We start from the raw sequence: 24,115 nt of genomic DNA, 5'->3' as shown, positions 1-24,115 counted from the left end.
AGCTGCCATGCAAATGGCAGCTTTTTTACATAGGATGTTTTTCTTGTTTGATGTCATGTTTCGCCTGATGCATATACAGCAGAAGGCAAAAGCTCAATATGGCAAATGCGATACCCAAAAGGCCAAATGACATGACAGACGGCATCCGTGTCAACAGATAAGCTGATATCATCGGGCCGGCCGCCATACCTGTATATCTGACAAAGTTAAAGATTCCGATCGCGCTCCCCCTGTTGTGTTCAAACTCATTGGTGATCATCGTGGAATACAGGGGAGGAATAACCCCCATCGAGACACCGAACAGCGCCAATGTGAGAGCCATGAGAATGATGGAGACGGAATGTGTAAAAGCAAATAAAATGATGCTGACCGCTGCAATTGCATTGCTGTAGACAAACAATGTACTTAGAGGAAGTTTTGCCTGTATGTTTTTAAACAGAAAGGTACCAGCGATTGTGCTTAACGCCAGAGGCAAATATAACAGTCCCGCTATCTGTACATCCATATGATAATGTTCCGTCAGCAATATCGGAAGATAGACAATTACCGCAAAATAAATGAAAAAGAGAAAAAAGCTTAAGGTCAAAATGACATTTCCAGCTCTATTTGTGAAAATGGATTTATAATGAGTAAGCAAACTGCCTGATTTTGCATCTTGCTTTGGTGCGCTATGAGAATCCTTAGGGAAGAAAATGCTGTTTGTAGCTAATAAAATAACAGAGATCGCCGTCAGCATCCAAAAGATCCCTTCGTGTCCGAAAGCCCCGCCGAGAAATCCCCCGAGAACAGGAGCAATAGCCGGGGCGGCCGAAAGAAGCATTTGATACGTACCCATGGCATTTCCGCGATCACTGCCTGTAAATAGCTGGCCGATTGTGGTGGCCGCAATGAGAGGGAGTGCTGCAGAACCGGCTGCCTGTACGATTCTAAAAATAAGAAACAAAGTAAAATCAGTGGTGACGGCACATCCGAAACTGGCTGCCGCCGTTGCCAGTATTCCAGCAAGCAAGACATAACGCGCGCCTTTAAAATCGATGATGGCGCCCAAAATAATTTGCATAATGGCTGTCACAATCATAAAAACTGAAACTGACAGGTTCACGAGGGTTACAGAGACATGGAATGATTCTTTAATAATCGGGATGATGGGTGAATATATATTTTGGCTTAAAGAAGCAAAAAATGCGCTGAAACAAACAATATACAAGATCAGCTTTGCTTTTGATTTCGTTTGAGCCATAAAGAACAACACCGCCTTTTTTACTTTACAGGTTTCTCTGAAGTATCATCTGTTTGCTCAGCTTCAAGTCTGGAAGTAAGCTGTTCTAAAAATTTCAATACAGCATTCTGTTCATCTTGTGAGAATGAATCAAGGAATTGGTAAAATGCCAGCTCCTTTTTTTGTGCAGTTTTTTATGCAAATCAAAAATCTGTCTGCCTTTACGGGTTAATTTGAAATAGACTTCTTTTTTGTTATCAGTCAGCTGATAGCGATTGATAAATTCTTCTTTGATCAGTTTTGTGCTGATTTTCGTTACGTTCGCTTTAGATAAATTCATTTTTTTGGCAATTCCCGTATTATTAATCGGTTCATGTTGGCCAATACAGTCAATGACATGGATGCTAGTCATGTTTTTGGGAACATCATTCACATCTTCTTCTGCGACCTCCTTAAAGAACTGCCGAAGTGCAGTATTCGCTTTTTGTTCATTAAGATGCAGGAGCCGAACGTATATGTCGTATATCAGCTGTTTTGTCAGACCGGACATAAGCTACCTTCTTTCTTTGAATGAATGGTTTACTAGGAAACAATAAAAAATGTTTACTAGTGAACGATTTGATTTTATCTGTTCTTGTTTTTGTTGTCAATTGCTGGTGCTTAAGGAAGATGAAAACTGTGGCATTTACACTTTTTTTCAATTTTTCAAGGCTGATGATATTGACACATGGCAGAATAAGGGATGGAATGACCGATGTTTACTGGTAAACGTTAATTATGATCATCGTCTATGAAATGAAAAAAGGTTATTACTGAAAATGATCCGTTGAAGCTTTAAGTGCTGTCTATCAATAATCCATCTCATTTTAAGAGGTGAATGAGATGGAAGCGGTACCGTGCTTATCTCTTTTTAATGCGAACTCTTGTATCGCTTGAAATCATTCATTATGAATGCTGTTATCCATCAATCTGTCTCTCTGATTTTATCGTTAACCGGTTTAACTTCAAGAGGCCGATGTCTTTTTGTTCTTTTTGCACAAAAATAAACTCATAAGCTTCCCTGTTCAGACGCAAAATACGTGAAAAGGGAGGTGTCGTGATGAGAAAATACACAGTCATAGCTTCTTTATTATTGTCTTTTCTGTTTGTTCAGTCTGGCGGCCATCATGAAGCGAGGGCCTTGCCCGTCATAAAGCAGGAGCCGTTCCAAACGCCTCATTACATACCCTTGCTTGAAAACCCTCCTCAAATTGAAGTGAAGGCTGAAATGAAGGGCAATCTGATCATTCAGGCGCACGTGCGTGACAGTGAGTATCAATCGTTTTCTGCCTTTTTGTTTTATAAACAAAGCAATGAACTGGGCTATAAAATGGTGCCGATGGACCCAACCCCCGGAGCTATCCGCCAGTTTTTGGCGCAAATTCCGAAGAGGTCAATCTGGAATAGCGAGCTCGAGTATTACATTGTGTTCTCGAATGGAAAGCAGCGGGTAGAGTCAGAAACGAAGACACTGAAGCTGGATGGGTATCAGGCTGATCTCGCCCATATCCCGGAGCTGCTGATCACCGAGCTTGCGGTTGATACAAAAAATACCGGGCGTACAGACGGTTATGAATTTATTGAGGTATATAATACAACCGACAGAACAATTGATTTTAAAGATTATCACATCCGCTATCGCTATCCGAAGGAAGGGCCGGACTCCGATTTGATTTGGAGACCTGATCAGCGGGTCGTCATTCCTTCTGGCGAAACCTGTGTATTTTGGCTCAAGCCTGCCGGACATCCTGAATTGACAGCGGATGATTTTAACCGGCACTATCAGACACATTTGAGAGAAGGGGAAAATCTGTTGGTGCTGGAAGGAACAGAGGGCATGGCGAATACCCGGCCGCGTGCGGTTGCGATATCGACGAATACAGGGAAGGATATTTCAGTTGCGCACTACCGAAAGCATGCGCTGCGCCGCCTGTCGTCTGTGCTTTATAAATATCCGCTCGATGGAACAGCGGAACTGCTCAGCATTTCAATAGCAGAAAAAAATCCATCGCCAGGCTCGGTTTTACAGGCGCAGGTTCCAGAGCAAAAACGAAAAATGAAGCTTGATAAAGAAAAGCCGGTTATAGAAGATTTAACAGACCGCAAGCCTGTCCGTCCGGCTGAAAGCATTGAACTGCGGGCTGACATACGTGACCGCAGTTTAGTGAAAACGGCCGCCTTTTATTATCGGACAGATGAAAACAAACCGTTCAAACGCATTTTCGCTGAAAAAGACCGCAACGATCATTTGTACCATTATATTGTCTACTCACCTGAGCTGATCGGGAAGGATCAGCTTGAGTATTACGTCGTAGCCGGTGACGGGATCAATGAAGCGAAGACGCCTGTCAAAATGATTGATATTAAGCAAACAAGCAAGTCGCACGGTTTGCGGATGAATATAGAAAACAGAGATACACTTTCGGGGACACAGTTTCTCAAAGCGACTACGGATGGGCGGACTGACAGCATTAAGCTGTGGATTGACGGAAAAAAACAACTGACAGAGCCCGCCATGGAAAAAGAAGTATATTTTGCGTTCGATACCCGGAAAACGAACCTTTACTTTAAAAATGCTGTAACGATGGACGGCAAGGTGCTAAAAGTCTTCGATGATACGACAAATAAATACCGTACCTACTCTGTTCCTTTGCCGGAGACGCTGCTTCAAAAAGGGAAGCAGCTGCAGCGTATCACGATACGATCGGGTTCAAAGGTATCTCCGTTTGATACGGCTGAAAACCGTGATGACTTTTTAGTCAAAAATGCCCGATTGGTATTATCGGATGGAACGGTGATCAGGGATGAGCGTATTTCTCCCGAGAAGGAGCTTTTTATTGGGGATAATCAGCGCTCAAATAAAAGCTGGCCGTTTCAATTTCATTTGCCTGACGGACTGTTTACGTCACAGCTGCTGAAGTGGGATACAGAGAAGCTGACTGAAGGAGCCCATCATATTGCAGTAAGCGATGGGAATGAAAACCTGAGTTTTGTAGTGCGGGTTGATAATTCAGGGCCGCACATCGAACCGAATGTGACGGACGGACAGACGTATAAAGGAAACCTGGTTCTGCAGGCAGATATGTTTGATAAATGGAGCAAAATAGAGGAAACAGAGGCATTTTTAGATGGTGACAGCATTACGCTCCCGTATCATACGTCAACTTCTGAGCTGTCTCCGGGCAAACACACGCTGAAAGTCTCAGCAACAGATTTGGCTGGCAATAAAACGGTTATTGAGCGGACATTTAAGACAGAGCGGGAGCATCCGGACCAGCCGGAAATCGTAAATAGCGATGCCGATACGCACAAAGCCAAGCTTTCGGTGCGGGTGAAGGATCCGACGAATGATGCGATGGATGTGTCTTTTTACAGAGGCTTTCAATATACGGCGCAAAACAGAAATAATGTGAAAATGTTTAAGCATGCGTCACTGACTGAACCTCCGAAGAGCTTTGTCCCGGAAAGCGAGACGCCGTTTACCAATGAAGAAATGAATCGGGTGTCAGGAGCTGACGGAAAAACAGTGTCAACTGAAGAGAAGGAGCTTTTTCCTTATCACCGTTTTGAAGTGACGGTTGACCCGTCCATTGATGAGAATGATTTAGCTGAAGCCGTTTGGAGAGGAAGCTCTCTGCCGGGTAGGAAAGTGACAATGTACGCTTGGAATTACCGGACAAGCCAGTGGCAGCCGATTGACAGCTTCGTTGCCAAAGATGACAAACAGTTCACGCTAAAGGCGTCTGTCATCGCTTCCGATTATGTGCGGAAATCTAAGATGAATATCATTGTTCAGGACGAAATTCCTCCTGCGAAGGATATGTATACCTTTGTCTGGATGTCAGACACGCAGTATTATGCAAAAAGCTATCCGCATATTTTTGATAAGCAGACTGCATGGATCAAAAATACCCAAAGGAAGCTGAATACGAAATACGTGTTTCATACAGGGGATATTGTAGATGATTCCGCAGATATCAGACAGTGGAGAAACGCTGATCAATCAATGCGTGTCCTGGACAACAGCGGAATTCCTTACGGCGTGCTGGCCGGAAACCACGATGTCGGTCATAAGGACGGCTCCTACAGGGCGTTTGGCAAATACTTTGGCAGCCACCGTTTCGATAAGAGACTGTATTATGGCGAATCGTACAAAAATAACCGCGGGCATTATGACCTCATATCAAGCAGCGGCAATGATTATATCATGCTGTACATGGGCTGGGGCATCACGGACGAAGACATCGCATGGATGAATCAAGTGCTGAAGGAGCACCCTGACAGGACAGCTGTCTTAGCTTTTCATGAATATTTACTCGTAAGCGGAAACAGAAGCCCGATCGGCGAGAAAGTTTTCAAGAAAGTTGTTAAGCCGAACCCGAATGTCGTGATGGTGTTAAGCGGACATTATCACAGCGCGATGAGAAAAACAGATGAGCTGGATGATGACGGAGACGGAAAACCGGATCGTCTCGTACATCAAATGCTTGCTGATTATCAGGGCGGGCCCGAGGGCGGCCAGGGGTATTTGCGTTTGATGCAGTTTGACCAGGCAAACAATGTGGTGCATGTATCCACATACTCTCCGTATTTGGATGATAAAAACTTTTATGATACAGATAGTTACGGCAACAAGGATGAGTTTACGCTGGAGCTTGATCTGAAGCCAAGAATGAAAAGAGTAGAAACCGATTATTTTGAATGCAATGTCTATACAAACGAACAGCTCGGAAAACGCGAGAAAGTGAAAAGCGGGGAAACCGCCGAATTCCTTTGGGAGAATCTAGAGCCGAGTTCTGTTTATTATTGGTACACCATTGTGGAAGACAGCTTTAACGGAAAAACGAAATCGCCGATCTGGAAGTTCAAAACGAAAAAAGAAACCTATCGTCCAGCGTCAGACCAGTTTGATTTTCGCCGTGTCTCCAATCCTTAAAAAGGGGTTGGAGATTTTTTTATGACAGCCGATCCATGTAGTGAACAAAAGTATAGCGGTCGCCCCTGTATACAGATTTTACATGCTCAAAAGCAGTTCCGTTCTGCAAATACGTTGTTCGTTTAATCAACAGGACTGGCGCCCCCTCTTGGATGCCGAGTATGTTTGCTTCATCCTGTGTTGCGGCGCTCGGTTCAAGCTCTTGTTTGGCGCGAGAAATCGGCGTGCTGTTGTACCTTTCGATATGCTCGTAAATCGACGACTTGAAATGAGACTGATTTAATTCACCTGCAAGCTCAAATGGGATGTGTGAGGCTTCGATCGCCATAGGAATATCATTCGCCAGCCGAACCCGTGTGATTTTGTGGATGCGGGACGGGTGCCCGCACCCTAGTATGGCGGCCAGCTCCTCAGTCGAATCGATAAGCTGATAATCGATGAGCCTGCTGCTCGGCCTCATGCCGCGGCTTTTCATATCTTCGGTAAAGCTTGTAAGCCCTTGGAGCGCTTGCTCCATTTTTAGCTTGCTGACAAAGGTGCCCCGGCCTTTCTGGCGATAGAGAAAACCTTCATTGACCAAATTAGAAAGCGCTTGGCGCACTGTCATCCGGCTGATCCCGAATTGCTCGGCATATTCCCGCTCGGAAGGAAGCGGCATATCCGGCTTCAGCTCTCCGCTCTTTATTTGGGCTTTTACTTGCTCCATAATCTGATAATAAATCGGGATAGGAGATTGTTTATCGATATTCATAGCGAAAATCCTTTCAATGCCTGAATCCCGCGGCTTCTTGATCAATCAAAACCGAAACGTTAGGATGCAGGTGCAAAGCAGACGCAGGGAATTCCTCGCTGACTTGTCCGTCCAGCAGCCTTTTGGCAGCTTCGGCTTTGCTTGTGCCGGAGATAAGCAGAAGAATCTGCTTGCTTGAGAGAATCGTTTGAATTCCCATTGTAACGGCTTTTTTTGGCACACTGTCAATGGAGGGAAAATATCTGGCATTGGCCTGACGGGTTTGTTCATTTAATGCCACGACATGTGTGCGGGAGTGGAATGATGTTCCCGGTTCATTAAAGCCGATATGTCCGTTTCGGCCGATGCCGAGAAGCTGAATGTCCGCTCCGCCAAGTGATTCAATCAATTGTTCGTAGCGTTTGCACTCGGCTTCCAGGTCACCTGCGTTTCCATCAGGAATAAAATGCCGGCTCGATTGACTGTCGATATGCTGAAAGAAACGGTCATTCATATAGCAGTGATAGCTGTTTGGGTCATCACCGGAAAGCCCGGCGTATTCATCTAAATTAATCGTTGTGATGTTTTGAAAAGAAAGATTCTCTGTTTGGTGCAGGCGGATCAGCTCGCGGTACGTGCCTTCCGGTGTCCCGCCTGTTGCTAAACCGAGAACGGCATCAGGCTTTTCCCTGACTGTTTCAGCCACAATGCCGGCAGCTTTTTGGCTTAATGCCTCATACGATTGACATTCGATTACTTTCATATATGATCAGCCTCCTTGGATTTAAATGCAATGTTTCCGCGGCAGACGGTGAGAAGCACCTCACATTCACTGCTGACAATTACAAGATCCGCATCTTTTCCCTCTGTTATACTGCCTTTTCGGTCAAAGATGCCAAGCTGTTTGGCCGCGTTTGCTGAAGTTATATTTGCTATATCCGTCCAAGAGCAATTCGTAAACGCGCGCATATGCCGTGCGCCTTCATTCATTTTTAAAATCGAACCGGCAAGCGTCCCGTCCGGAAGAAGAGCTGTTTTTCCCTTTACTGTCACACTCTGTCCGCCGAACTCGTAGACTCCGTCTTTCAGACCTTTCGCCCGCATCGAATCGGTGATCAAGATAAGCTTGCTGCTGCCTTTTGCTAAAAAAGCAAGCTTTGCCGCTAACGGATGGGAGTGGATGCCGTCAGCAATAAGCTCTGAGACATAACCCTCATGGGCAAGGGCTGTTCCGATCACTCCGGGTTCACGATGATGGAACGGACTCATCGCATTGTATAAGTGAGTCATATGGCTGGCGCCTGCTTCAAAGGCTTCCAAAAGTAATGCGGAGTCTGCATCCGTGTGTCCCATTGAAGCGATAATCGACTCATCTTTTAAATAACGGATCAGCTCAAATTGCTGGTCCTCCTCCGGCGCAAGCGTGACGATTTTGATCAGTCCGCCTGCCTCCTGCTGCCACTTCTTGAAAAGCGCAAGATCTGAGGGCCTGATCCATTCCTTTGGCTGCGCTCCGGCTCTTTTAGGTGAAACAAAGGGACCCTCCAAATGAATTCCGATCAATTCCGCACCTAATGAAGAGGGTTCCTCCGCAGACTTCCAATCTCTCGCGTTTTCCAGAGCTTGAGAAATTTGGCCGTGCTCCTGTGTGATGGTTGTCGCTAAAAAACTCGTTGTGCCTTCCTCAGGCAGTCTTGAGGACATGGCATCGAGCGCGGAAAAGCTCGCATCCATTGTATCTGCGCCATAGCCGCCGTGAATATGGATATCAATCATTCCCGGAAGCAATACGGCATCCTTTGGGCCTTGAATTTCCTTTGAGTATTGCTCTTTTGGCCGTTCTGTTGAGACAGCGCTGATTTTTCCGTCCTTGACTCCAACATAGCCGTTTTTGATCACTTCATTTTCTGTCACGATACTGATTCCGCTGAGAAGAAGACTATCTGCCATAAATGATCCGCCTTTCTGGAATATGAATACGTTTATTTTACTCTTTTTCAGACTAGTGATCTAGACCAGCTGACACGTTTGCCAGTCTTTTATAAAATCTGTTTTAGGTTCAAGCCCGAAAGTGATAAAATGAAATTATTGTTGAGCAAGCTCGGGTTATCCCGGAACAGGAGGAACATATCGTGGCAAAGGTTCGGACAAAAGATGTAATGGAACAGTTTCATTTGGAATTAATCAGCGGTGAAGAAGGTATTAACCGCCCGATTACGATGAGCGATTTATCAAGACCAGGCATTGAAATTGCCGGATATTTTACATATTACCCCAGGGAGCGCGTGCAGCTTCTGGGGAAAACAGAGCTCTCTTTCTTTGAACAGCTGCCGGAAGAGGATAAAAAGCAGCGAATGGAATCTCTATGCACGGATGTAACACCAGCTATTATTCTGTCTAGAGATATGCCTATCCCGCAGGAGCTCATTGACGCTTCCGAGAAAAACGGCGTGCCTGTCCTCAGATCGCCTTTGAAAACGACAAGACTGTCAAGCCGATTGACCAACTTCCTAGAAAGCAGACTTGCGCCAACCACAGCCATTCACGGTGTGCTTGTAGATATATATGGCGTCGGAGTGCTGATCACAGGGAAAAGCGGCGTCGGAAAAAGTGAAACCGCGTTGGAGCTTGTGAAAAGAGGCCACCGCCTTGTTGCTGATGATTGTGTTGAAATTCGGCAGGAGGATCAGGATACCCTTGTCGGAAACGCCCCTGAGCTCATTGAGCATCTGCTTGAAATTAGAGGGCTCGGCATTATTAACGTCATGACGCTGTTTGGTGCCGGTGCGGTCAGAAGCAATAAACGAATTACAATTGTGATGAATCTTGAACTCTGGGAGCAGGGCAAGCAATACGACCGTCTTGGACTCGAAGAAGAAACAATGAAAATCATTGATACAGAAATTACAAAACTCACGATCCCTGTCCGTCCGGGACGAAATCTCGCGGTCATTATTGAAGTGGCTGCTATGAACTTCAGATTGAAGCGGATGGGCTTAAACGCTGCTGAGCAATTTACCAACAAGCTGGCGGATGTCATTGAAGACGGTGAACAAGACGAATAGGAGTTGGCAATAAATGAATGAAGCGATAGAACCACTCAATCCGATAGCGTTTCAGCTGGGGCCGTTAGCCGTCCATTGGTACGGAATCATTATCGGCCTCGGTGCTTTGCTGGGGCTTTGGATTGCCATGAGAGAAAGTGAGAAACGAGGACTGCAGAAAGATATTTTTATCGATCTCGTCCTTTTTGCGATCCCAATTGCGATTATTTGCGCACGGATTTATTACGTTGCATTTGAATGGGATTATTATGCCGAACATCCGGGGGAAATCATAAAAATCTGGAAGGGCGGCATCGCGATTCACGGCGGCTTAATCGGTGCCATTTTGACAGGCTATGTCTTTTCGAGAGTGAAAAACATTTCTTTCTGGAAGCTTGCGGATATCGCGGCGCCAAGCATTTTGCTCGGTCAGGCGATCGGCCGCTGGGGAAACTTTGTCAATCAAGAGGCACACGGGGAGGCGGTCAGCAGAGCCTTTTTAGAAAACCTGCACCTGCCTGAGTTTATCATCAATCAAATGTACATCAACGGCCAATATTATCATCCTACTTTTTTATATGAATCACTATGGAGCTTTGTCGGCGTTATTATACTGCTTCTTTTGCGCAGAGCGAATTTACGGAGAGGCGAGCTGTTTTTAACCTATATCATTTGGTATTCAATCGGAAGGCTCTTTATTGAAGGAATGCGGACTGACAGCTTAATGCTGACGAGTTCGCTTCGCATCGCTCAGGTGATCTCAATCGTATTGATTGTTTTGGCTGTAGCAGCCATCATCTTCAGACGCGTCAAGGGGTACTCGGCGAAGCGTTACGCAGAGTAGACGGTAACAAAGGGGGATGAGGGATGAAGAAGATTTTCCTGGTCGGTCTTGCGGCGGGTCTTCAAACAACATGGACACTCGGCAAAGTCATTTTTCCGGTAACGCTGGTGGTCACTTTGCTTCAGCATACGCCTGTCATGGATTGGCTGGTACGGCTGATTACACCGGTGATGGGCCTGTTCGGGCTCTCTGGTGAAGCGGCGATCCCGCTTGTTCTTGGGAATATGCTGAATCTGTACGCGGGGATTGCCGGGATATTGACACTGGATTTATCCGTGAAGGAAGTTTTTATCTTAGCGGTGATGCTTTCATTCTGTCATAACTTGATTATCGAATCGACAGTCGCAGCAAAGGTCGGGATCAGGATTGGCATCATATTGGCAGTGCGCATTGGTTTGGCAGCTGTTTCTGCAATCGTCATCAATCTCATCTGGCATGGCGGGCAGGAAACGGCCCAGTACGGTTTTATCGCTGCAAAGGGTGATGCGCCTGACGGCTGGCTGGCGATACTGGCCGAGGCTTTAATGAAAGCCGGTCTTGGCGTTTTGCAGCTGGCGGCAATTGTGATCCCGCTGATGATCATCATTCAATTTATGCGAGACTTAGGCTGGCTGCACACGTTTTCGAAGTGGCTGTCTCCGTTTACACAGATGCTCGGCATGAATAAAAATACCTCGATGACAATGGTTGCCGGCTTGACAATCGGTCTGGCCTACGGAGCGGGTGTCATGATTAAGGCAGTCGAAGATGACGGCGTTGGCAGGCGCGACATGACACTGGCCTTTATTTTTCTCGTTGCCTGCCATGCCGTCGTTGAAGATACACTTGTCTTTATTCCGCTCGGCATTCCAGTTTGGCCGCTTCTGCTGATCCGGGTCACTACGGCTGTGCTGCTGACGATGGCTATATCGTATACGTGGAAAAAATGGAAACCCTCAGCGGTTGGAAAGGAAGCAGTATGACTGATAAACAAGTTACGACAATTCTGTTTGATTTAGACGGGACCCTTATTAATACGAATGAATTAATTATCGCGTCATTTTTGCATACGCTGGAGCATTATTACCCGAGCCGCTATAAACGTGAAGATGTGCTTGCGTTTATCGGCCCGTCTCTTTTTGAAACGTTTTCTTCAATGGATGCTGAGAAAACTGAAGATATGATCAGCATGTACAGAACATACAATCACCAGATGCATGACACACTTGTCACCGAATATGAAACGGTTTATGAAACGCTGGATGAACTAAAAAAAGCGGGCTTTACATTAGGAATTGTGACAACAAAATTAAGAGATACTGTCAATATGGGCCTTAAGCTGACGGGCATCGGCGAATTTTTCGAAACCGTTGTTACACTTGATGACGTCACGATGGCAAAACCTGATCCCGAGCCTGTGCTGCTGGCGCTGAAACAGCTGGGAAGCGAGCCTGCAGAAGCCATCATGGTCGGCGACAACTATCACGATATTCTGGCGGGTAAAAACGCCGGCACAAAAACAGCCGGGGTCGCTTGGACGATTAAAGGCACGGAAGCGCTGGCGAAACATGAGCCTGACTATATGCTTGAGAAAATGAGTGATCTATTACAAATCGTTGGAGTGAAGTAATCTGTGAGAAAAACAGACCGGCATCCGGTATCAGGTGCTAACTCACTGTGGCATGTCTATCAAACGGTGCCTTTTTTGAAGGTAGTGAAGAATTTCATGATTATTCAAATCGCGAGATACACACCGTTTATAGGGATGAAAAACTGGCTGTACCGTACATTTTTGCGGATGAAGGTCGGAAAGCAGACATCCTTTGCCCTCATGGTGATGCCCGATATTATGTTTCCGGAAAAGATCTCAGTCGGAACGAATTCAATCATCGGATACAATACGACCATTTTGGCCCATGAGTATTTAATTCAGGAGTATCGAACCGGTAAAGTCCTGATCGGAGACGAAGTGATGATCGGAGCCAACACGACCATTCTGCCAGGCGTAGAAATAGGGAATGGCGCAGTCGTGTCCGCCGGAACGCTTGTCCATAAGGATGTGCCAGCCGGAGCATTTGTCGGCGGAAATCCGATGAAAATCATATACACAAGGGAAGAAATGCAGGAAAGAATAAAAAGCCCGCTGTAATAAATAGCGCGGGCTTTTTTTGTATATTAAAATTGGGTATTGTTTTTTTCCGTTACGTGCTGGACGCCGATCCATTTCTTGCCGACGTTGGAGTATCTTGTGTTCGTCATGGTGACAGTGCTCGTTTTACTGTCCGTACGGAAAATCGCTTCCTTCATATTTGTGATGGTGCATCTGTCGATAATGACATCGGTATGGAAGGTCGACCCGCCCAGCTGTCTAATAAACTTTCCGCCGTTATCCGCAGTGAAGTTTTTCACTGTAAACGTGCTGGCTTTATTGATTTGAAAGATTTTATCAGAAGCTTTTTGAGCAGAACCGCCGTCAATGGTTACTTTTCCTTCCTTCTTCACAGTTAATGCGTCCTCACCAACATCTTCCCACGTCACATTCTGAATGTTAACGTTTCCATAAGTGTGCACGCCATCAGCAGCAGGAGCTCCGAGCACTACATTTTTCAAAGTTGCTCCGTCTTCCACACGAAAAACAGGCTTTTGGTTTTCGGATTGGCTTCCGTCACCCAATTCTTTTCCTGCTACAAACCGCTGTCCCTTCCCGTCATATGTTGTATTTTTTGGCACGATAATTGTTTCATGAACCACTTTGTCAGCTGCAAAAGCAGTTGATGTCTGAAACTGGCTGAAGCCCATAACCAAACTGAACATAAATAGGATAGACACGATTTTTTTCAATGATAAAATCCTCCCCGGATATCTTTAGTTTTGTAAGAGAAGCGTCAGCATCTTGCACCGGCTTCTCTCACATAGATCGGGGCAAGGCTGAATCTGTTTTAATCATAAAAATAGCCAGCCTGAAAGTAAAGACAAATTTGGATGTGAAATGGAAAATGCGTCATTGTTACCTGATTTAAACAATGAATATTGGCGTATTTGCTCAGGAGAGAGCATAAGAAAAGCTTGTGAAAGCGGGCAGCTTTACTTTTGAACGACGATGGCTTGGCTGCCCATTTGCACCCACGCTTTTTCGAAGCTGGTCCGGTCTGTTTTTCTGTTTTTATAGCCATAAGGGTCATTCACATACACGTAATTTTTATCATAACCCGTGACGGCGACACTGTGTTCGCTGTACGTGATATCGATCGTTCCGTTTGGCGTTTTCCATGTCTGCATGTTGTCAACCGGCGTAAAGTTAGCTGTCGTGATAACCCAAACCGGGTTGCCTTTCTCAAGCTGCTCATAAACAGCAGAGATGCTTTTTCCTGTCAGATCAGAAACGCTGTCCCCCGCATAGGTTTTAGCGAGCTGATAGATCGGGCCGTGATAGACACCTAGCCCCGGGCCGTTCGCCATATCACCGACAAATCCGTCATTCGGATCACCTTTTAATCCGCTGCTGTATGTCAAAGGCACTGTTGCGATCTGGTTTGCCAGTGTATTCTTTGTCACGCTGTATCCCGCATAGTTCAGTACCATTGCAAGGCTCGTCACCTCACAGCCATTATAGAGCTTTGGGGCATCCATCTGATTGAAAAGCGTGACGTCCATCGGCTCAGCGCTTCCTTTCAGTTTCTTCTCTTTGTTTGCTGCTTCAGATTCCTTCTTCGTTGCACCTAAATCAATTTTGAAAAACGAAATATCTATATCTTTTGCATATATTTTGATGCCGAAGAAAATGACAGCAGAAAGTATGATCAGTACACATAACGTTCGCAGTGTTTTCATCTTTAACTCCTTGTTCTCTATTTGATTTGTATTATAGCATGCCAAACATCAAGAATTTGAGATATGACCTACCTTTCATCATTTATTCATGACTTTTTCATATTTAGGAGGAGGATTTCTGAACGAAAAAGATTCGTGCGAAAGTTAAGCATTGATTTCCACTCTTTCATCTGCTAACATATTATCATATTAGCGAACTAAAGGATTCGGAATTTTCCTTCAAACAATGACGGAGGTGCTCGGGTTGATGTTTATGTTTGAAAAACCGCACGGCATGAGAGATACACTGCCCGGTTTATATGAAACGAAAAAAAAGGTGAGGCAATCATTAACCGATATGATAGATAAATGGGGCTATCAATTTATGGAAACACCGACGCTGGAGTTTTACGATACGGTTGGTGTGCAGTCAGCAATTAAAGAGCAGCAGCTGTTTAAGCTTCTGGATCAGGATGGAAAGACACTGGTGCTTCGCCCGGATATGACAGGGCCGATCGCAAGGGTGGCGGCATCAAAGCTGCTGAAACATGATCATCCCCTCAGAGTCGGCTATGCGGTAAATGTGTTCAGAGCTCAGGAACGCGAGGGCGGACGTCCTGCCGAGTTTGAACAGGTTGGAGTGGAATTGATCGGTGATGGCACGACAAGTGCGGACGCAGAGGTCATTGCCTTAGTAATCGGTGCGTTAAAAAATGCCGGCTTGACTTCATTTAAAATTGCAATCGGCCACGCAGGCATTGCAGATGCCCTGTTTGTCGAGGTGCTCGGGAATGTTGAACGAGCGGACGTGCTGCGGAGGTTTTTATATGAAAAGAATTATGTCGGCTACAGAGAGCACGTCAAATCTCTTCCGCTTTCCTCCATTGATAAAAACAGATTGCTTGAGCTTCTCGAATTGCGAGGGAGCATAGAAGTTTGCAGACGTGCTGAAGAAATCGTCGATTCAGCGCAAGGTAAAAGTGTGGTTGATGAATTGAAGGCGCTGTGGGAGATTCTTGAGGACTACGGATGTACGGAAAATGTCCGTCTTGATCTGAATATGGTCAGCCATATGAGCTACTACACTGGGATTTTATTTGAAGTGTACGCGGATAATGTAGGCTTTGTGATTGGCAGCGGCGGCCGTTATAACAAGCTTCTGGGACATTTTAATTCACCGGCGCCGGCGACGGGTTTTGGGCTTCGGATTGACCGGATGATTGAAGCGCTCCATATGAAAGACGAACCTTGTGAAATGGATGCTGTCATTTTCAGCAAAGAACAGCGGGTGCAGGCCATTGCTTTTGCGAATGAAGAGCGTTTGAAAGGTAAAAAAGTTGTTCTTCAGGATTTACTGGGGATTGAAAATATTGATCAGATGACAAAATCATTTGCGAATGTCACCTATTTTATCGGTGCCAGAAAGGAAGAGCAAAATGGGTAAGTTACTCACAATGGCAATGCCGAAGGGGCGAATATTTGAAGAAGCAGCAGGGCTGCTGCGGCAGGCGGGATACAAGCTGCCGGAAGAGTTTGAGGATTCCAGAAAGCTGATCATCGACGTGCCGGAGGAAAATCTCCGCTTCATTTTGGCAAAGCCGATGGATGTTACCACATATGTGGAGCACGGTGTGGCAGACGTCGGAATTGCGGGGAAGGATGTCATGCTGGAAGAGGAACGCGATGTATATGAGATGCTGGATTTGAAAATCAGCAAATGCCATCTGGCGGTTGCCGGACTTCACGATACAAACTGGAGCGGCGTCGCGCCGAGAATCGCCACAAAGTATCCGAATGTGGCTTCCAGTTATTTTAGGGAGCAGGGAGAGCAAGTCGAGATTATTAAACTGAACGGCTCTATCGAGTTGGCACCTCTTATCGGGCTTGCGGACAGAATAGTCGACATCGTATCTACGGGACAGACGCTCAAAGAAAATGGACTCGTTGAAACAGAGCATATTTGTGATATCACCTCCCGCTTTATCGTCAACCCCGTAAGCTATCGCATGAAGGACGATGTCATCGACGAAATGGCATCCCGTTTATCTCTTGTTGTGGAAGGAGAAACGGCAAAATGAAAATCAAAATCATTAGCGGCGCGGACCGGCTTTCTCTCAAGCGGTCAATTGATGCCGGAACGGAAGAACAAAGAAAAGCGGTCCGATCCATTATTGAACATGTAAAAGCAAACGGTGATCAGGCCGTTCGTGACTACACGGCCAAGTTTGACGGCATCAAGCTCGACAGCGCATTGGTCACAACAGAAGAAATTGAAGAAGCATACAGCTTGCTGGATCCCCAGCTGCTGCAGGTGATCAGGCAAGCGATCAAAAACATTACTGAATATCACGAAAGGCAGCTTCAGTCTTCCTGGTTTTATCACAGAAAGGATGGCACAATGCTGGGACAGAAAGTGACAGCACTTGATTCTGCCGGCGTTTATGTGCCGGGCGGAACTGCCGCATATCCATCATCTGTTTTGATGAATGTCATTCCGGCGCTTACAGCGGGCGTGGAAAGAATTGTTCTTGTCACACCTCCGGGAAAAGACGGACGGCTGTCTCCGGGAGTCTTAGCTGCCGCTGCCGAGCTGGGCATTAAAGATATATACAAAATGGGAGGGGCTCAGGCAATTGCAGCGCTGGCGTACGGAACAGAAACCATTGAGCCGGTGGATAAAATCACAGGTCCGGGAAATATTTATGTCGCGCTTGCCAAACGAGAGGTGTTCGGTGATGTCGATATTGATATGATTGCCGGACCGAGTGAAATCGTCGTGCTGGCTGATGAAACAGCTATCCCGCGGGAAATTGCCGCTGACCTGCTGTCACAGGCGGAACACGACATGCTCAGCTCATGTGTGCTTGTCACAGATTCCATGCCGCTGGCTGAGGCCGTTTCAGCCGAGGTGAACGAGCAGCTTAAAACCTTGCCGCGCAGAGATATTGCGGAAGCTTCAGTGAGAGATTATGGATCTATTTATGTGGCTGAAACGATAGATGAAGCAGTCAATACAGTCAATACGCTCGCCCCGGAGCATTTAGAAATCATCACACAGTCTCCCGAAGCTTTGCTTGGCAATATCAAGCACGCAGGTGCGATTTTCTTAGGCCGATACAGCCCTGAACCGGTCGGAGATTATTTTGCCGGACCGAACCATGTGCTCCCGACAAATGGAACAGCCAGATTTTCAAGCCCATTAAACGTCACGGATTTTCAAAAGAAATCGAGCATTATTTCATACAGCCAATCAGCCTTTGAAGAACATGCGGATAGCATCGCGGCTTTTGCCAGACTGGAAGGATTAGAAGCGCACGCGAGATCAATCGAAGCGAGAGGACGGAGGAATTCGAAATGAGAAAAGCAGATCGCGCCAGAAAAACAAATGAAACAGATATTGAGCTGGCATTTGCAATAGACGGCGAGGGACAAGCGGATATCAAAACAGACGTGCCATTTATGACACACATGCTGGATTTATTCACGAAACACGGACAATTTGATCTTTCCATTAACGCGAAAGGCGATGTTGATATAGATGATCACCATACAACTGAAGATATCGGCATTTGCTTAGGGCAGGCTTTGCTTGAAGCACTAGGCGATAAAAAAGGAATCAAACGCTACGGCTCGGCGTTTGTACCGATGGATGAGGCGCTTGCGCAGGTGGTGGTTGATTTAAGCAATCGGCCGCACTTGGAAATGCGTGCTGACTTTCCGGCAGCGAAAGTCGGAACTTTCGATACTGAGCTTGTACATGAATTTTTATGGAAGCTGGCGCTTGAAGCACGGATGAACTTGCACGTGATCGTTCATTACGGCACAAATACGCACCATATGATAGAAGCTGTTTTTAAAGCATTAGGACGCGCGCTTGATGAAGCGACAACGATTGACCCGCGTGTCAAAGGGATTCCGTCAACGAAAGGGATGCTGTAAATGATCGGTGTGATAGATTACGGAATGGGCAATTTATACAGCGTCTCAAAGGCGCTGGAGCGTGTCGGCATACCGTACTTTGTTTCTGGCATGCCAAAGGAGCTGAGAAAAGCCGATGCTTTCATTTTGCCGGGAGTCGGGTCATTTGGGGATGCGATGGACAATTTGCGCAACGCCAAACTCGATCAATTCATTCACGATATGGTATCAGAGGGGAGACTGCTTCTTGGGATCTGCCTTGGCATGCAGCTATTGTTTGATGAGAGCGAAGAGCATGGAACCGCTGCAGGCCTCGGTTTGTTAAAGGGAAAAGCGGTCAGGCTGAAGCCGGAAGGTCAGGAGGGAAACAAGCTGAAGGTTCCGCATATGGGATGGAACCGCCTTTCCTTTCATAACGAATCTCCGCTGCTGGCAGGAGTGGAGGAAGGCTACGCTTATTTTGTCCACTCCTATTATATTGACGGAATGGATGACGGCGCGCTTTTGGCAAGCGCCGAGTACGGTGTGCGGGTGCCTGCGGTTGTCGGAAAAGAGAACATCTTCGGCGCCCAGTTTCACCCGGAAAAAAGCAGCACGGTTGGAATGTCTATCTTAATCCAATTCACAAAAATGGCAGCAGAACAGAAGGTGAAAAAATGAGTGCTTTTACATTATACCCGGCCATTGATATGAGAAACGGCAAGTGCGTACGCCTCGTTCAAGGTGATTACAGCAAGGAAACTGTATACGGTGATTCACCGTTCGACATGGCCTCTTTATTTACGAGTGAGGGGGCTGAATGGATTCATCTTGTCGATCTCGACGGCGCGAAGGAAGGAAAAAAAGTAAATGACCGTCATGTCATCGAAATTGTACAAAAGCTCAATCTGAAAGTTGAAATCGGCGGCGGAATTCGTTCGGAAAGCGACGTCTACGATTACTTATCGGCAGGAGTCCATCGCGTGATCCTGGGAAGCTCCGCTGTTTCTGATCCGCCGTTTGTAAAAAAAATGCTGAAAGAGTATGGCGAAAGGATAGCCATCGGGCTGGACGCAAGAAACGGCTTTGTTTCAACAGAAGGGTGGCTGGAAACATCAAATCTTAAGGCGGCTGAACTCGGCAAAGAGCTCGCCAATGAAGGCGCAGAAGTTTTTATTTTTACTGATATCGCGACAGACGGGATGCTGTCAGGCCCCAATATCGAAAGTACAGTGGAACTCGCAAAGGAAACCGGAAAATCTGTCATCGCCTCTGGCGGAGTCAGCTCCGTTGCGGATCTTGAAGCTCTTGCCCGTTATCATGCGAATGGGGTTTCTGGAGCTATTATCGGAAAAGCACTGTATACCAACCAGTTTACACTTGGCGAGGCGCTTGAAAGGATGAAGGGGAAATGATAACAAAGCGGATTATCCCATGTCTTGACGTGAAAGAAGGGCGCGTTGTCAAAGGGATTCAATTTCTTGAGCTGAAGGATGCCGGCGATCCTGTCGAGCTGGCGGAAGTATACGATCAGGAAGGCGCGGATGAACTGGTGTTTCTTGATATTTCAGCCTCGCATGAAGGCCGCAAAACGATGGTTGACGTCGTAGAGCAGGTTGCTGCAAAGCTTGCGATTCCATTTACAGTCGGAGGCGGCATCAATCAGCTTAGCGATATGAAAACGATTCTGCGTGCCGGCGCGGACAAAGTTTCTGTAAACACGGCAGCTGTTCTCCGTCCCGAGCTGATTACAGAAGGCGCGGAGTTTTTCGGCTCTCAATGTATCGTACTCGCCATAGACGCCAAGTACGACGAAGAGTCTGACACGTATAAGGTTTACACGCATGGCGGCAGAAAGAAAACGGATTGGGAAGTTACAGCATGGGCGAAGGAAGCTGTCAAACGCGGAGCCGGAGAAATCCTCCTGACCAGCATGGACTCAGATGGGGAGAAAAAAGGCTTTGACCACAGGCTGACAAAGCTCGTGTCAGAAGCTGTTCCGGTTCCTGTCATCGCCTCAGGGGGAGCAGGAAACGCGCAGCATATGCTCGAGGCTTTTACAAAAGGGGAAGCGGACGCCGCGCTGGCTGCCTCCATTTTTCATTATAAAGAAACATCAATTAAAGAAGTGAAATCATACTTGAAAGAGCACGGGGTGAATGTGAGATGAAACAGGCAGATGAACTGCGTTTTAACGAAGACGGGTTAATCCCTGCCATCGTCCAGGACGCGGCAAGCAAAGAAGTACTGACACTTGCATATATGAACAGGGAATCGTACGAAAAAACACTGGAAACGAAAGAAACGTGGTTTTACAGCCGCTCGCGGCAAGAGCTATGGCACAAGGGAGAAACATCGGGGAATACGCAAGCCGTCAAGGGCATCCGATATGACTGCGACCAAGATGCACTGGTCGTGCTTGTAGAGCCGTCCGGCCCGGCATGCCACACAGGCAGCTACAGCTGTTTTACAAAGGAACAGACAGAAGAACAAACTTCCGGCCGATTTGACATCTTAAGCGAGCTGGAGCGCGTCATCGCAGAACGCCAAGCGGAAATGCCTGAAGGAGCTTACACCACTTACCTTTTCGACGAAGGCGTCGATAAGATTTTGAAAAAAGTCGGTGAAGAAGCATCAGAAGTCATCATCGCCGCCAAAAACCGCGATCACGAGGAACTGAAATGGGAAGCGGCAGACCTGCTGTATCACCTCCTTGTCCTGCTCAGAGAACAAGCATTGCCGCTGGATGATGTGCTGGAAGTGCTGAGAAAACGCCATTCTGAATCGTAAATGAAAAGAGCCTATGGATAACGGCTCTTTTTTTTTTGCAATGAAAAATGTAATGGGTATTTCACATTCCGAATGGATAAAAGAAGGTCAACACCAAGTCTGATTTCCTATTTATCCAAATTCCGCCATGATGTAACATGGAAAAGGATAATATAATCACCCCGAAACCGGGTCAATAGTATGACTTTTGAAAAATAGAATGATCTCACAAAACCCTTGGAGGTTCGTAATGAAAAAGATTATCTTGATTTGTATCAGCTTATTACTAGCCCTGACAGGAGGATGCAGTATGAACGACAATGAAAAAAACAGCAAAAACAATGAAAATAAAACAGAAGCCGTAAAACCAAAAGACATGGATCCAAAAGACCTGCCGCAAGTTCCGGCGTTTCAGGATGAGAAAACGAGAGAGTACATGGTGTCAACAAAGGAAGAGGAGCCTGGGTACTATTTGCTTGAGTCTAAGCTGAAAGGATTTAGGATGTTGTTTCCGGAGGATGGGGAATTTTCAAGCTATTTGTCTAGCCGTGATGAAAATGAAGAAATTATTCCATTTGATAGTTTTGATAAAACCAAAAATAAAATGCTAAATGCACAAATAGAGTATTATCAAGGAGTAACTTTTATTAACAATCCTGAGACAATGTTAGACCAAGTTAGAAGTGAAAATGGTTATAATGGCAATTTTGAAAAACTAGAGAACGAGGATAAAGATATTTATATTGCTCACAAGAAAAATAATTTTGAAAATGACAAAAATAAATACAATTTTTCATACAGATATTTTGGTTATATTAAGTCTACTGAGAAAGAACAAGTAGGTATCGTATTTTCGTTTATGTTTAGATGTCCAAATCATGAGAAGCCTTGTACGTTAGATAAAGACAATTTAGGAGATAAGGTTAAAAAGCACGTAAAATCCATCACCTTTTTAAGTCATTAACAGGAGAAATAAAACGGAAAACAAAAATAGATTGGAAGTTGAGAATATAAAGGTAAGGCTAAAAATCACTTTGTAATAAGGTCAAAATATGATTTAGGTAAATAAGCCGAAAACCCATGGAGGTTCGTCATGAAAAGAATCATCTTGATTTGCTTCAGCTTATTACTTGCCCTGACAGGCGGATGCGGTATGAACGACAGTGAAAAAAGCATCACAAATAACAATAAAACGAAAGCCGTAAAACCAAAAGACATGGATCCAAAAGACTTGCCGCAAGTTCCGGCGTTTCAGGACGAGAAAACGAGAGAGTATATGGTGTCAACGAAGGAAGAGGAGCCGGGGTATTATGTGCTGGAGTCTAAGTTGAAAGGGTTTAGGATGTTGTTTCCGGAAGAAGCGAAGTACGTATCTGAATTTTCAAGTGTTGGCAAAAATAAGGAAACAATAATAATTGATAGTTTCAATAAAAAAACTAACATTCAATATGATGGGCAATTGGATTATCATCGAGAAAAAAGTTTTGCGAATAACAAGGATACAATGCTGGACATTGTAAGCGGTAGAAATAGCTATAAAGGAAAATATGAAGAAAGAAAGCTATCTGATAAAATTGTATATTCTGCTCAAAAGAAAAGCGTTTTTGATGATGTAGAGGGAAAGAATAATTTGTCTTATAGATTTTTTGGTTATGTTAAATCAACAAAAGAGGATTATCTGGGGATAGAGTATTCTTTTCGATTTGCCTGCTATAAAGATGAAGAGACTTGTTCATTAAAGAAAGAAGAAGCAAGAAAAAAAGTTAAAAAAATAATAGACTCTATTACCTTTTTAATACTTAAAAAGGGGAAATAGAGAGTGGAAAATAAGAATATATTGAAAAGGCGTTAAAATAACTTAGAGTACAATTATATAGAAGCCATTCTGAAAAATAAGGTAAGAGTCATATTTTATGAAAAAAGAAATAGGTATTTGGGTGTGTACGAGGTGTTTTGCTTGATTTGTTAATAAAAAGAGATCAAAACCAAGTCTGATTTCCTATTTATCCAAATTCCGCCATGATGTAACATGGAAAAGGATAATATAATCACCCCGTAACCGGGTCAATAGTATTACTTTTTAAAAATAGAATGATCTCACAAAACCCTTGGAGGTTCGTAATGAAAAAGATTATCTTTATTTGCTTCAGCTTATTACTTGCCCTGACAGGAGGATGCAGTATGAACGACAATGATAAAAACACCACAAATGACAATAAAACAGAAGCCGTAAGACCAAAAGACATGGATCCAAAAGACCTGCCGCAAGTTCCGGCGTTTCAGGATGAGAAAACGAGAGAGTACATGGTGTCAACGAAGGAAGAAGAGCCGGGGTATTATTTGTTGGAGTCTAAGCTGAAAGGGTTTAGGATGTTGTTTCCGGAGGATGCGGAATATCTATCAAGAAGGTCATCTTTAACTGGGAAAAACAAAGAAAGTATTGGATTTAATAGTTATGATAAAGACACCAATGTAATGTTTGATGGCCATGTAACATATTACAAAGAAGAAAGTTTTGTGAATGAACCTGAGACAATGCTAGATATTGTTAGTGGAAAAAATGATTATAAAGGTGAATACAAAAAAAGTAGCAAAAAGAAAACCGATATCTACTTTGCTAAGAAAAAAGACATCTTTGACGATATTGATAGAAAATATAATGATTCATACAGTTACTTCGGGTATGTGAAATCTACAGAAGAAGATAACTTAGGAGTAGAATACGCCTTTACTTTCGGATGCAAAAATGAAAATCAACCATGCTCCTTAGATGAAGAAAAGGCTAAAAATAAAGTAGAGAAATTAATTAATTCTATCACCTTTTTAATAGATAAAAAGGAGAAATAAG

The 24,115-nt window shown here is 45.0% G+C and carries 23 protein-coding genes and 1 pseudogene; 17 read left to right on the top strand and 7 right to left on the bottom strand.

Translation table 11 applies throughout. The annotated features are described in order from the left end of the window. Positions 1-25: 25 nt before the first annotated feature. Both AU387_RS04540 and AU387_RS04535 read right to left on the bottom strand, forming a co-directional pair. Positions 26-1,240 (bottom strand): MFS transporter, encoded by a 1,215-nt coding sequence (locus AU387_RS04540; protein WP_059335024.1) that lies wholly within the window; start codon positions 1,238-1,240, stop codon positions 26-28. Positions 1,241-1,260: 20 nt separating this feature from the next. Next, positions 1,261-1,769 (bottom strand): annotated as a pseudogene (locus tag AU387_RS04535) (MarR family transcriptional regulator). Between the two features lie 549 nt (positions 1,770-2,318). Between AU387_RS04535 and AU387_RS04530 the strand changes: the two are divergent. Continuing rightward, the gene (locus AU387_RS04530) at positions 2,319-6,194 is read left to right on the top strand and encodes a lamin tail domain-containing metallophosphoesterase family protein (protein WP_059335022.1); all 3,876 of its coding nucleotides are present in this window, start codon (positions 2,319-2,321) and stop codon (positions 6,192-6,194) included. A 19-nt stretch (positions 6,195-6,213) separates the two neighbouring features. Here the strand turns inward: AU387_RS04530 and AU387_RS04525 are convergent, their stop codons facing one another. Genes AU387_RS04525 through nagA form a run of 3 tightly spaced genes read right to left on the bottom strand, consistent with a single transcriptional unit; the run spans position 6,214 to position 8,874 of the window. Next, positions 6,214-6,945, bottom strand: coding sequence for a GntR family transcriptional regulator (locus AU387_RS04525; protein ID WP_044159393.1), 732 nt, complete (start codon positions 6,943-6,945; stop codon positions 6,214-6,216). A gap of 13 nt (positions 6,946-6,958) precedes the next feature. Continuing rightward, positions 6,959-7,687 (bottom strand): glucosamine-6-phosphate deaminase, encoded by a 729-nt coding sequence (gene nagB / locus AU387_RS04520; protein ID WP_059335020.1) that lies wholly within the window; start codon positions 7,685-7,687, stop codon positions 6,959-6,961. Further along, positions 7,684-8,874 (bottom strand): N-acetylglucosamine-6-phosphate deacetylase, encoded by a 1,191-nt coding sequence (gene nagA, locus AU387_RS04515; protein WP_059335018.1) that lies wholly within the window; start codon positions 8,872-8,874, stop codon positions 7,684-7,686. Before nagA ends, nagB begins: the two co-directional genes overlap by 4 nt. Before the next feature lie 182 nt (positions 8,875-9,056). Here nagA and hprK point away from each other — a divergent pair, with 182 nt between their 5' ends. From hprK to AU387_RS04490, 5 genes are read left to right on the top strand one after another with little or no spacing between them, the layout of a single operon-like run. Next, positions 9,057-9,989, top strand: coding sequence for an HPr(Ser) kinase/phosphatase (hprK, locus tag AU387_RS04510; protein WP_044159384.1), 933 nt, complete (start codon positions 9,057-9,059; stop codon positions 9,987-9,989). A gap of 13 nt (positions 9,990-10,002) precedes the next feature. Further along, on the top strand, positions 10,003-10,812 hold the full coding sequence (gene lgt, locus AU387_RS04505; RefSeq protein ID WP_044159380.1) for a prolipoprotein diacylglyceryl transferase: 810 nt from the start codon (positions 10,003-10,005) through the stop codon (positions 10,810-10,812). 23 nt (positions 10,813-10,835) lie between these two features. Then, positions 10,836-11,774, top strand: coding sequence for a nucleoside recognition domain-containing protein (locus AU387_RS04500; protein WP_059335016.1), 939 nt, complete (start codon positions 10,836-10,838; stop codon positions 11,772-11,774). Then, entirely contained in the window at positions 11,771-12,421 is a 651-nt protein-coding gene (gene ppaX / locus AU387_RS04495) for a pyrophosphatase PpaX (RefSeq protein ID WP_059335014.1), read from the top strand. The genes AU387_RS04500 and ppaX overlap by 4 nt, the downstream gene beginning before the upstream one ends. A 3-nt stretch (positions 12,422-12,424) precedes the next feature. After that, positions 12,425-12,940 carry an acyltransferase gene (locus AU387_RS04490; protein WP_044159373.1) on the top strand — a complete coding sequence of 172 codons (516 nt, stop codon included), beginning with the start codon at positions 12,425-12,427 and terminating at the stop codon, positions 12,938-12,940. A gap of 26 nt (positions 12,941-12,966) precedes the next feature. Here AU387_RS04490 and pelC read toward each other — a convergent pair whose 3' ends face one another. Together pelC and AU387_RS04480 are read right to left on the bottom strand one after the other, a co-directional pair. After that, positions 12,967-13,632: a pectate/pectin lyase PelC gene (pelC, locus tag AU387_RS04485; RefSeq protein ID WP_010332018.1), complete on the bottom strand. Its 666-nt coding sequence runs from the start codon at positions 13,630-13,632 to the stop codon at positions 12,967-12,969. Between the two features lie 243 nt (positions 13,633-13,875). Then, entirely contained in the window at positions 13,876-14,622 is a 747-nt protein-coding gene (locus AU387_RS04480; protein WP_059335012.1) for a C39 family peptidase, read from the bottom strand. Between the two features lie 247 nt (positions 14,623-14,869). Between AU387_RS04480 and AU387_RS04475 the strand changes: the two genes are divergently transcribed. From AU387_RS04475 to AU387_RS04425, 11 genes are all read left to right on the top strand, one after another. Further along, a complete protein-coding gene (locus tag AU387_RS04475; protein ID WP_059335365.1) occupies positions 14,870-16,045 on the top strand; it encodes an ATP phosphoribosyltransferase regulatory subunit in 1,176 nt (391 codons plus the stop codon). Continuing rightward, the gene (gene hisG, locus AU387_RS04470) at positions 16,038-16,679 is read left to right on the top strand and encodes an ATP phosphoribosyltransferase (protein WP_059335010.1); all 642 of its coding nucleotides are present in this window, start codon (positions 16,038-16,040) and stop codon (positions 16,677-16,679) included. Before AU387_RS04475 ends, hisG begins: the two co-directional genes overlap by 8 nt. Continuing rightward, positions 16,676-17,959 carry a histidinol dehydrogenase gene (gene hisD, locus AU387_RS04465; RefSeq protein ID WP_059335009.1) on the top strand — a complete coding sequence of 428 codons (1,284 nt, stop codon included), beginning with the start codon at positions 16,676-16,678 and terminating at the stop codon, positions 17,957-17,959. The genes hisG and hisD overlap by 4 nt, the downstream gene beginning before the upstream one ends. Then, positions 17,956-18,540 carry an imidazoleglycerol-phosphate dehydratase HisB gene (gene hisB / locus AU387_RS04460; protein WP_059335007.1) on the top strand — a complete coding sequence of 195 codons (585 nt, stop codon included), beginning with the start codon at positions 17,956-17,958 and terminating at the stop codon, positions 18,538-18,540. The genes hisD and hisB overlap by 4 nt, the downstream gene beginning before the upstream one ends. Next, positions 18,541-19,179: an imidazole glycerol phosphate synthase subunit HisH gene (hisH, locus tag AU387_RS04455; RefSeq protein ID WP_059335005.1), complete on the top strand. Its 639-nt coding sequence runs from the start codon at positions 18,541-18,543 to the stop codon at positions 19,177-19,179. It abuts the gene before it with no gap. Next, positions 19,176-19,913 (top strand): 1-(5-phosphoribosyl)-5-[(5-phosphoribosylamino)methylideneamino]imidazole-4-carboxamide isomerase, encoded by a 738-nt coding sequence (gene hisA, locus AU387_RS04450; RefSeq protein WP_059335004.1) that lies wholly within the window; start codon positions 19,176-19,178, stop codon positions 19,911-19,913. Before hisH ends, hisA begins: the two co-directional genes overlap by 4 nt. After that, entirely contained in the window at positions 19,910-20,668 is a 759-nt protein-coding gene (gene hisF / locus AU387_RS04445) for an imidazole glycerol phosphate synthase subunit HisF (RefSeq protein ID WP_044159350.1), read from the top strand. Before hisA ends, hisF begins: the two co-directional genes overlap by 4 nt. Continuing rightward, positions 20,665-21,288, top strand: coding sequence for a bifunctional phosphoribosyl-AMP cyclohydrolase/phosphoribosyl-ATP diphosphatase HisIE (gene hisIE / locus AU387_RS04440; protein ID WP_059335002.1), 624 nt, complete (start codon positions 20,665-20,667; stop codon positions 21,286-21,288). The genes hisF and hisIE overlap by 4 nt, the downstream gene beginning before the upstream one ends. Positions 21,289-21,517: 229 nt before the next feature. Continuing rightward, on the top strand, positions 21,518-22,231 hold the full coding sequence (locus AU387_RS04435) for a hypothetical protein (protein WP_063623091.1): 714 nt from the start codon (positions 21,518-21,520) through the stop codon (positions 22,229-22,231). Positions 22,232-22,360: 129 nt separating this feature from the next. After that, positions 22,361-23,083, top strand: coding sequence for a hypothetical protein (locus AU387_RS04430; protein ID WP_059334999.1), 723 nt, complete (start codon positions 22,361-22,363; stop codon positions 23,081-23,083). 305 nt (positions 23,084-23,388) lie between these two features. Continuing rightward, a complete protein-coding gene (locus tag AU387_RS04425) occupies positions 23,389-24,114 on the top strand; it encodes a hypothetical protein (protein ID WP_059334997.1) in 726 nt (241 codons plus the stop codon). Position 24,115: the final 1 nt, after the last annotated feature.

The sequence above is a fragment of the Bacillus halotolerans genome, from assembly GCF_001517105.1.
Lineage (GTDB): Bacteria > Bacillota > Bacilli > Bacillales > Bacillaceae > Bacillus > Bacillus halotolerans.
The sequence above is the reverse complement of the archived record's forward strand: the minus strand, read 5'-3'. Positions and strand labels throughout refer to the sequence as shown.

Excerpts from the sequence above, each read along its gene's own strand:
- AU387_RS04540 (WP_059335024.1), bottom strand. The coding sequence starts at position 1,240 with ATGGCTCAAACGAAATCAAAAGCAAAGCTGATCTTGTATATTGTTTGT.
- AU387_RS04530 (WP_059335022.1), top strand. The coding sequence starts at position 2,319 with ATGAGAAAATACACAGTCATAGCTTCTTTATTATTGTCTTTTCTGTTT.
- AU387_RS04525 (WP_044159393.1), bottom strand. The coding sequence starts at position 6,945 with ATGAATATCGATAAACAATCTCCTATCCCGATTTATTATCAGATTATG.
- nagB (WP_059335020.1), bottom strand. The coding sequence starts at position 7,687 with ATGAAAGTAATCGAATGTCAATCGTATGAGGCATTAAGCCAAAAAGCT.
- nagA (WP_059335018.1), bottom strand. The coding sequence starts at position 8,874 with ATGGCAGATAGTCTTCTTCTCAGCGGAATCAGTATCGTGACAGAAAAT.
- lgt (WP_044159380.1), top strand. The coding sequence starts at position 10,003 with ATGAATGAAGCGATAGAACCACTCAATCCGATAGCGTTTCAGCTGGGG.
- AU387_RS04500 (WP_059335016.1), top strand. The coding sequence starts at position 10,836 with ATGAAGAAGATTTTCCTGGTCGGTCTTGCGGCGGGTCTTCAAACAACA.
- ppaX (WP_059335014.1), top strand. The coding sequence starts at position 11,771 with ATGACTGATAAACAAGTTACGACAATTCTGTTTGATTTAGACGGGACC.
- AU387_RS04480 (WP_059335012.1), bottom strand. The coding sequence starts at position 14,622 with ATGAAAACACTGCGAACGTTATGTGTACTGATCATACTTTCTGCTGTC.
- AU387_RS04475 (WP_059335365.1), top strand. The coding sequence starts at position 14,870 with ATGTTTATGTTTGAAAAACCGCACGGCATGAGAGATACACTGCCCGGT.
- hisG (WP_059335010.1), top strand. The coding sequence starts at position 16,038 with ATGGGTAAGTTACTCACAATGGCAATGCCGAAGGGGCGAATATTTGAA.
- hisD (WP_059335009.1), top strand. The coding sequence starts at position 16,676 with ATGAAAATCAAAATCATTAGCGGCGCGGACCGGCTTTCTCTCAAGCGG.
- hisB (WP_059335007.1), top strand. The coding sequence starts at position 17,956 with ATGAGAAAAGCAGATCGCGCCAGAAAAACAAATGAAACAGATATTGAG.
- hisH (WP_059335005.1), top strand. The coding sequence starts at position 18,541 with ATGATCGGTGTGATAGATTACGGAATGGGCAATTTATACAGCGTCTCA.
- hisA (WP_059335004.1), top strand. The coding sequence starts at position 19,176 with ATGAGTGCTTTTACATTATACCCGGCCATTGATATGAGAAACGGCAAG.
- hisF (WP_044159350.1), top strand. The coding sequence starts at position 19,910 with ATGATAACAAAGCGGATTATCCCATGTCTTGACGTGAAAGAAGGGCGC.
- hisIE (WP_059335002.1), top strand. The coding sequence starts at position 20,665 with ATGAAACAGGCAGATGAACTGCGTTTTAACGAAGACGGGTTAATCCCT.
- AU387_RS04435 (WP_063623091.1), top strand. The coding sequence starts at position 21,518 with ATGAAAAAGATTATCTTGATTTGTATCAGCTTATTACTAGCCCTGACA.
- AU387_RS04430 (WP_059334999.1), top strand. The coding sequence starts at position 22,361 with ATGAAAAGAATCATCTTGATTTGCTTCAGCTTATTACTTGCCCTGACA.
- AU387_RS04425 (WP_059334997.1), top strand. The coding sequence starts at position 23,389 with ATGAAAAAGATTATCTTTATTTGCTTCAGCTTATTACTTGCCCTGACA.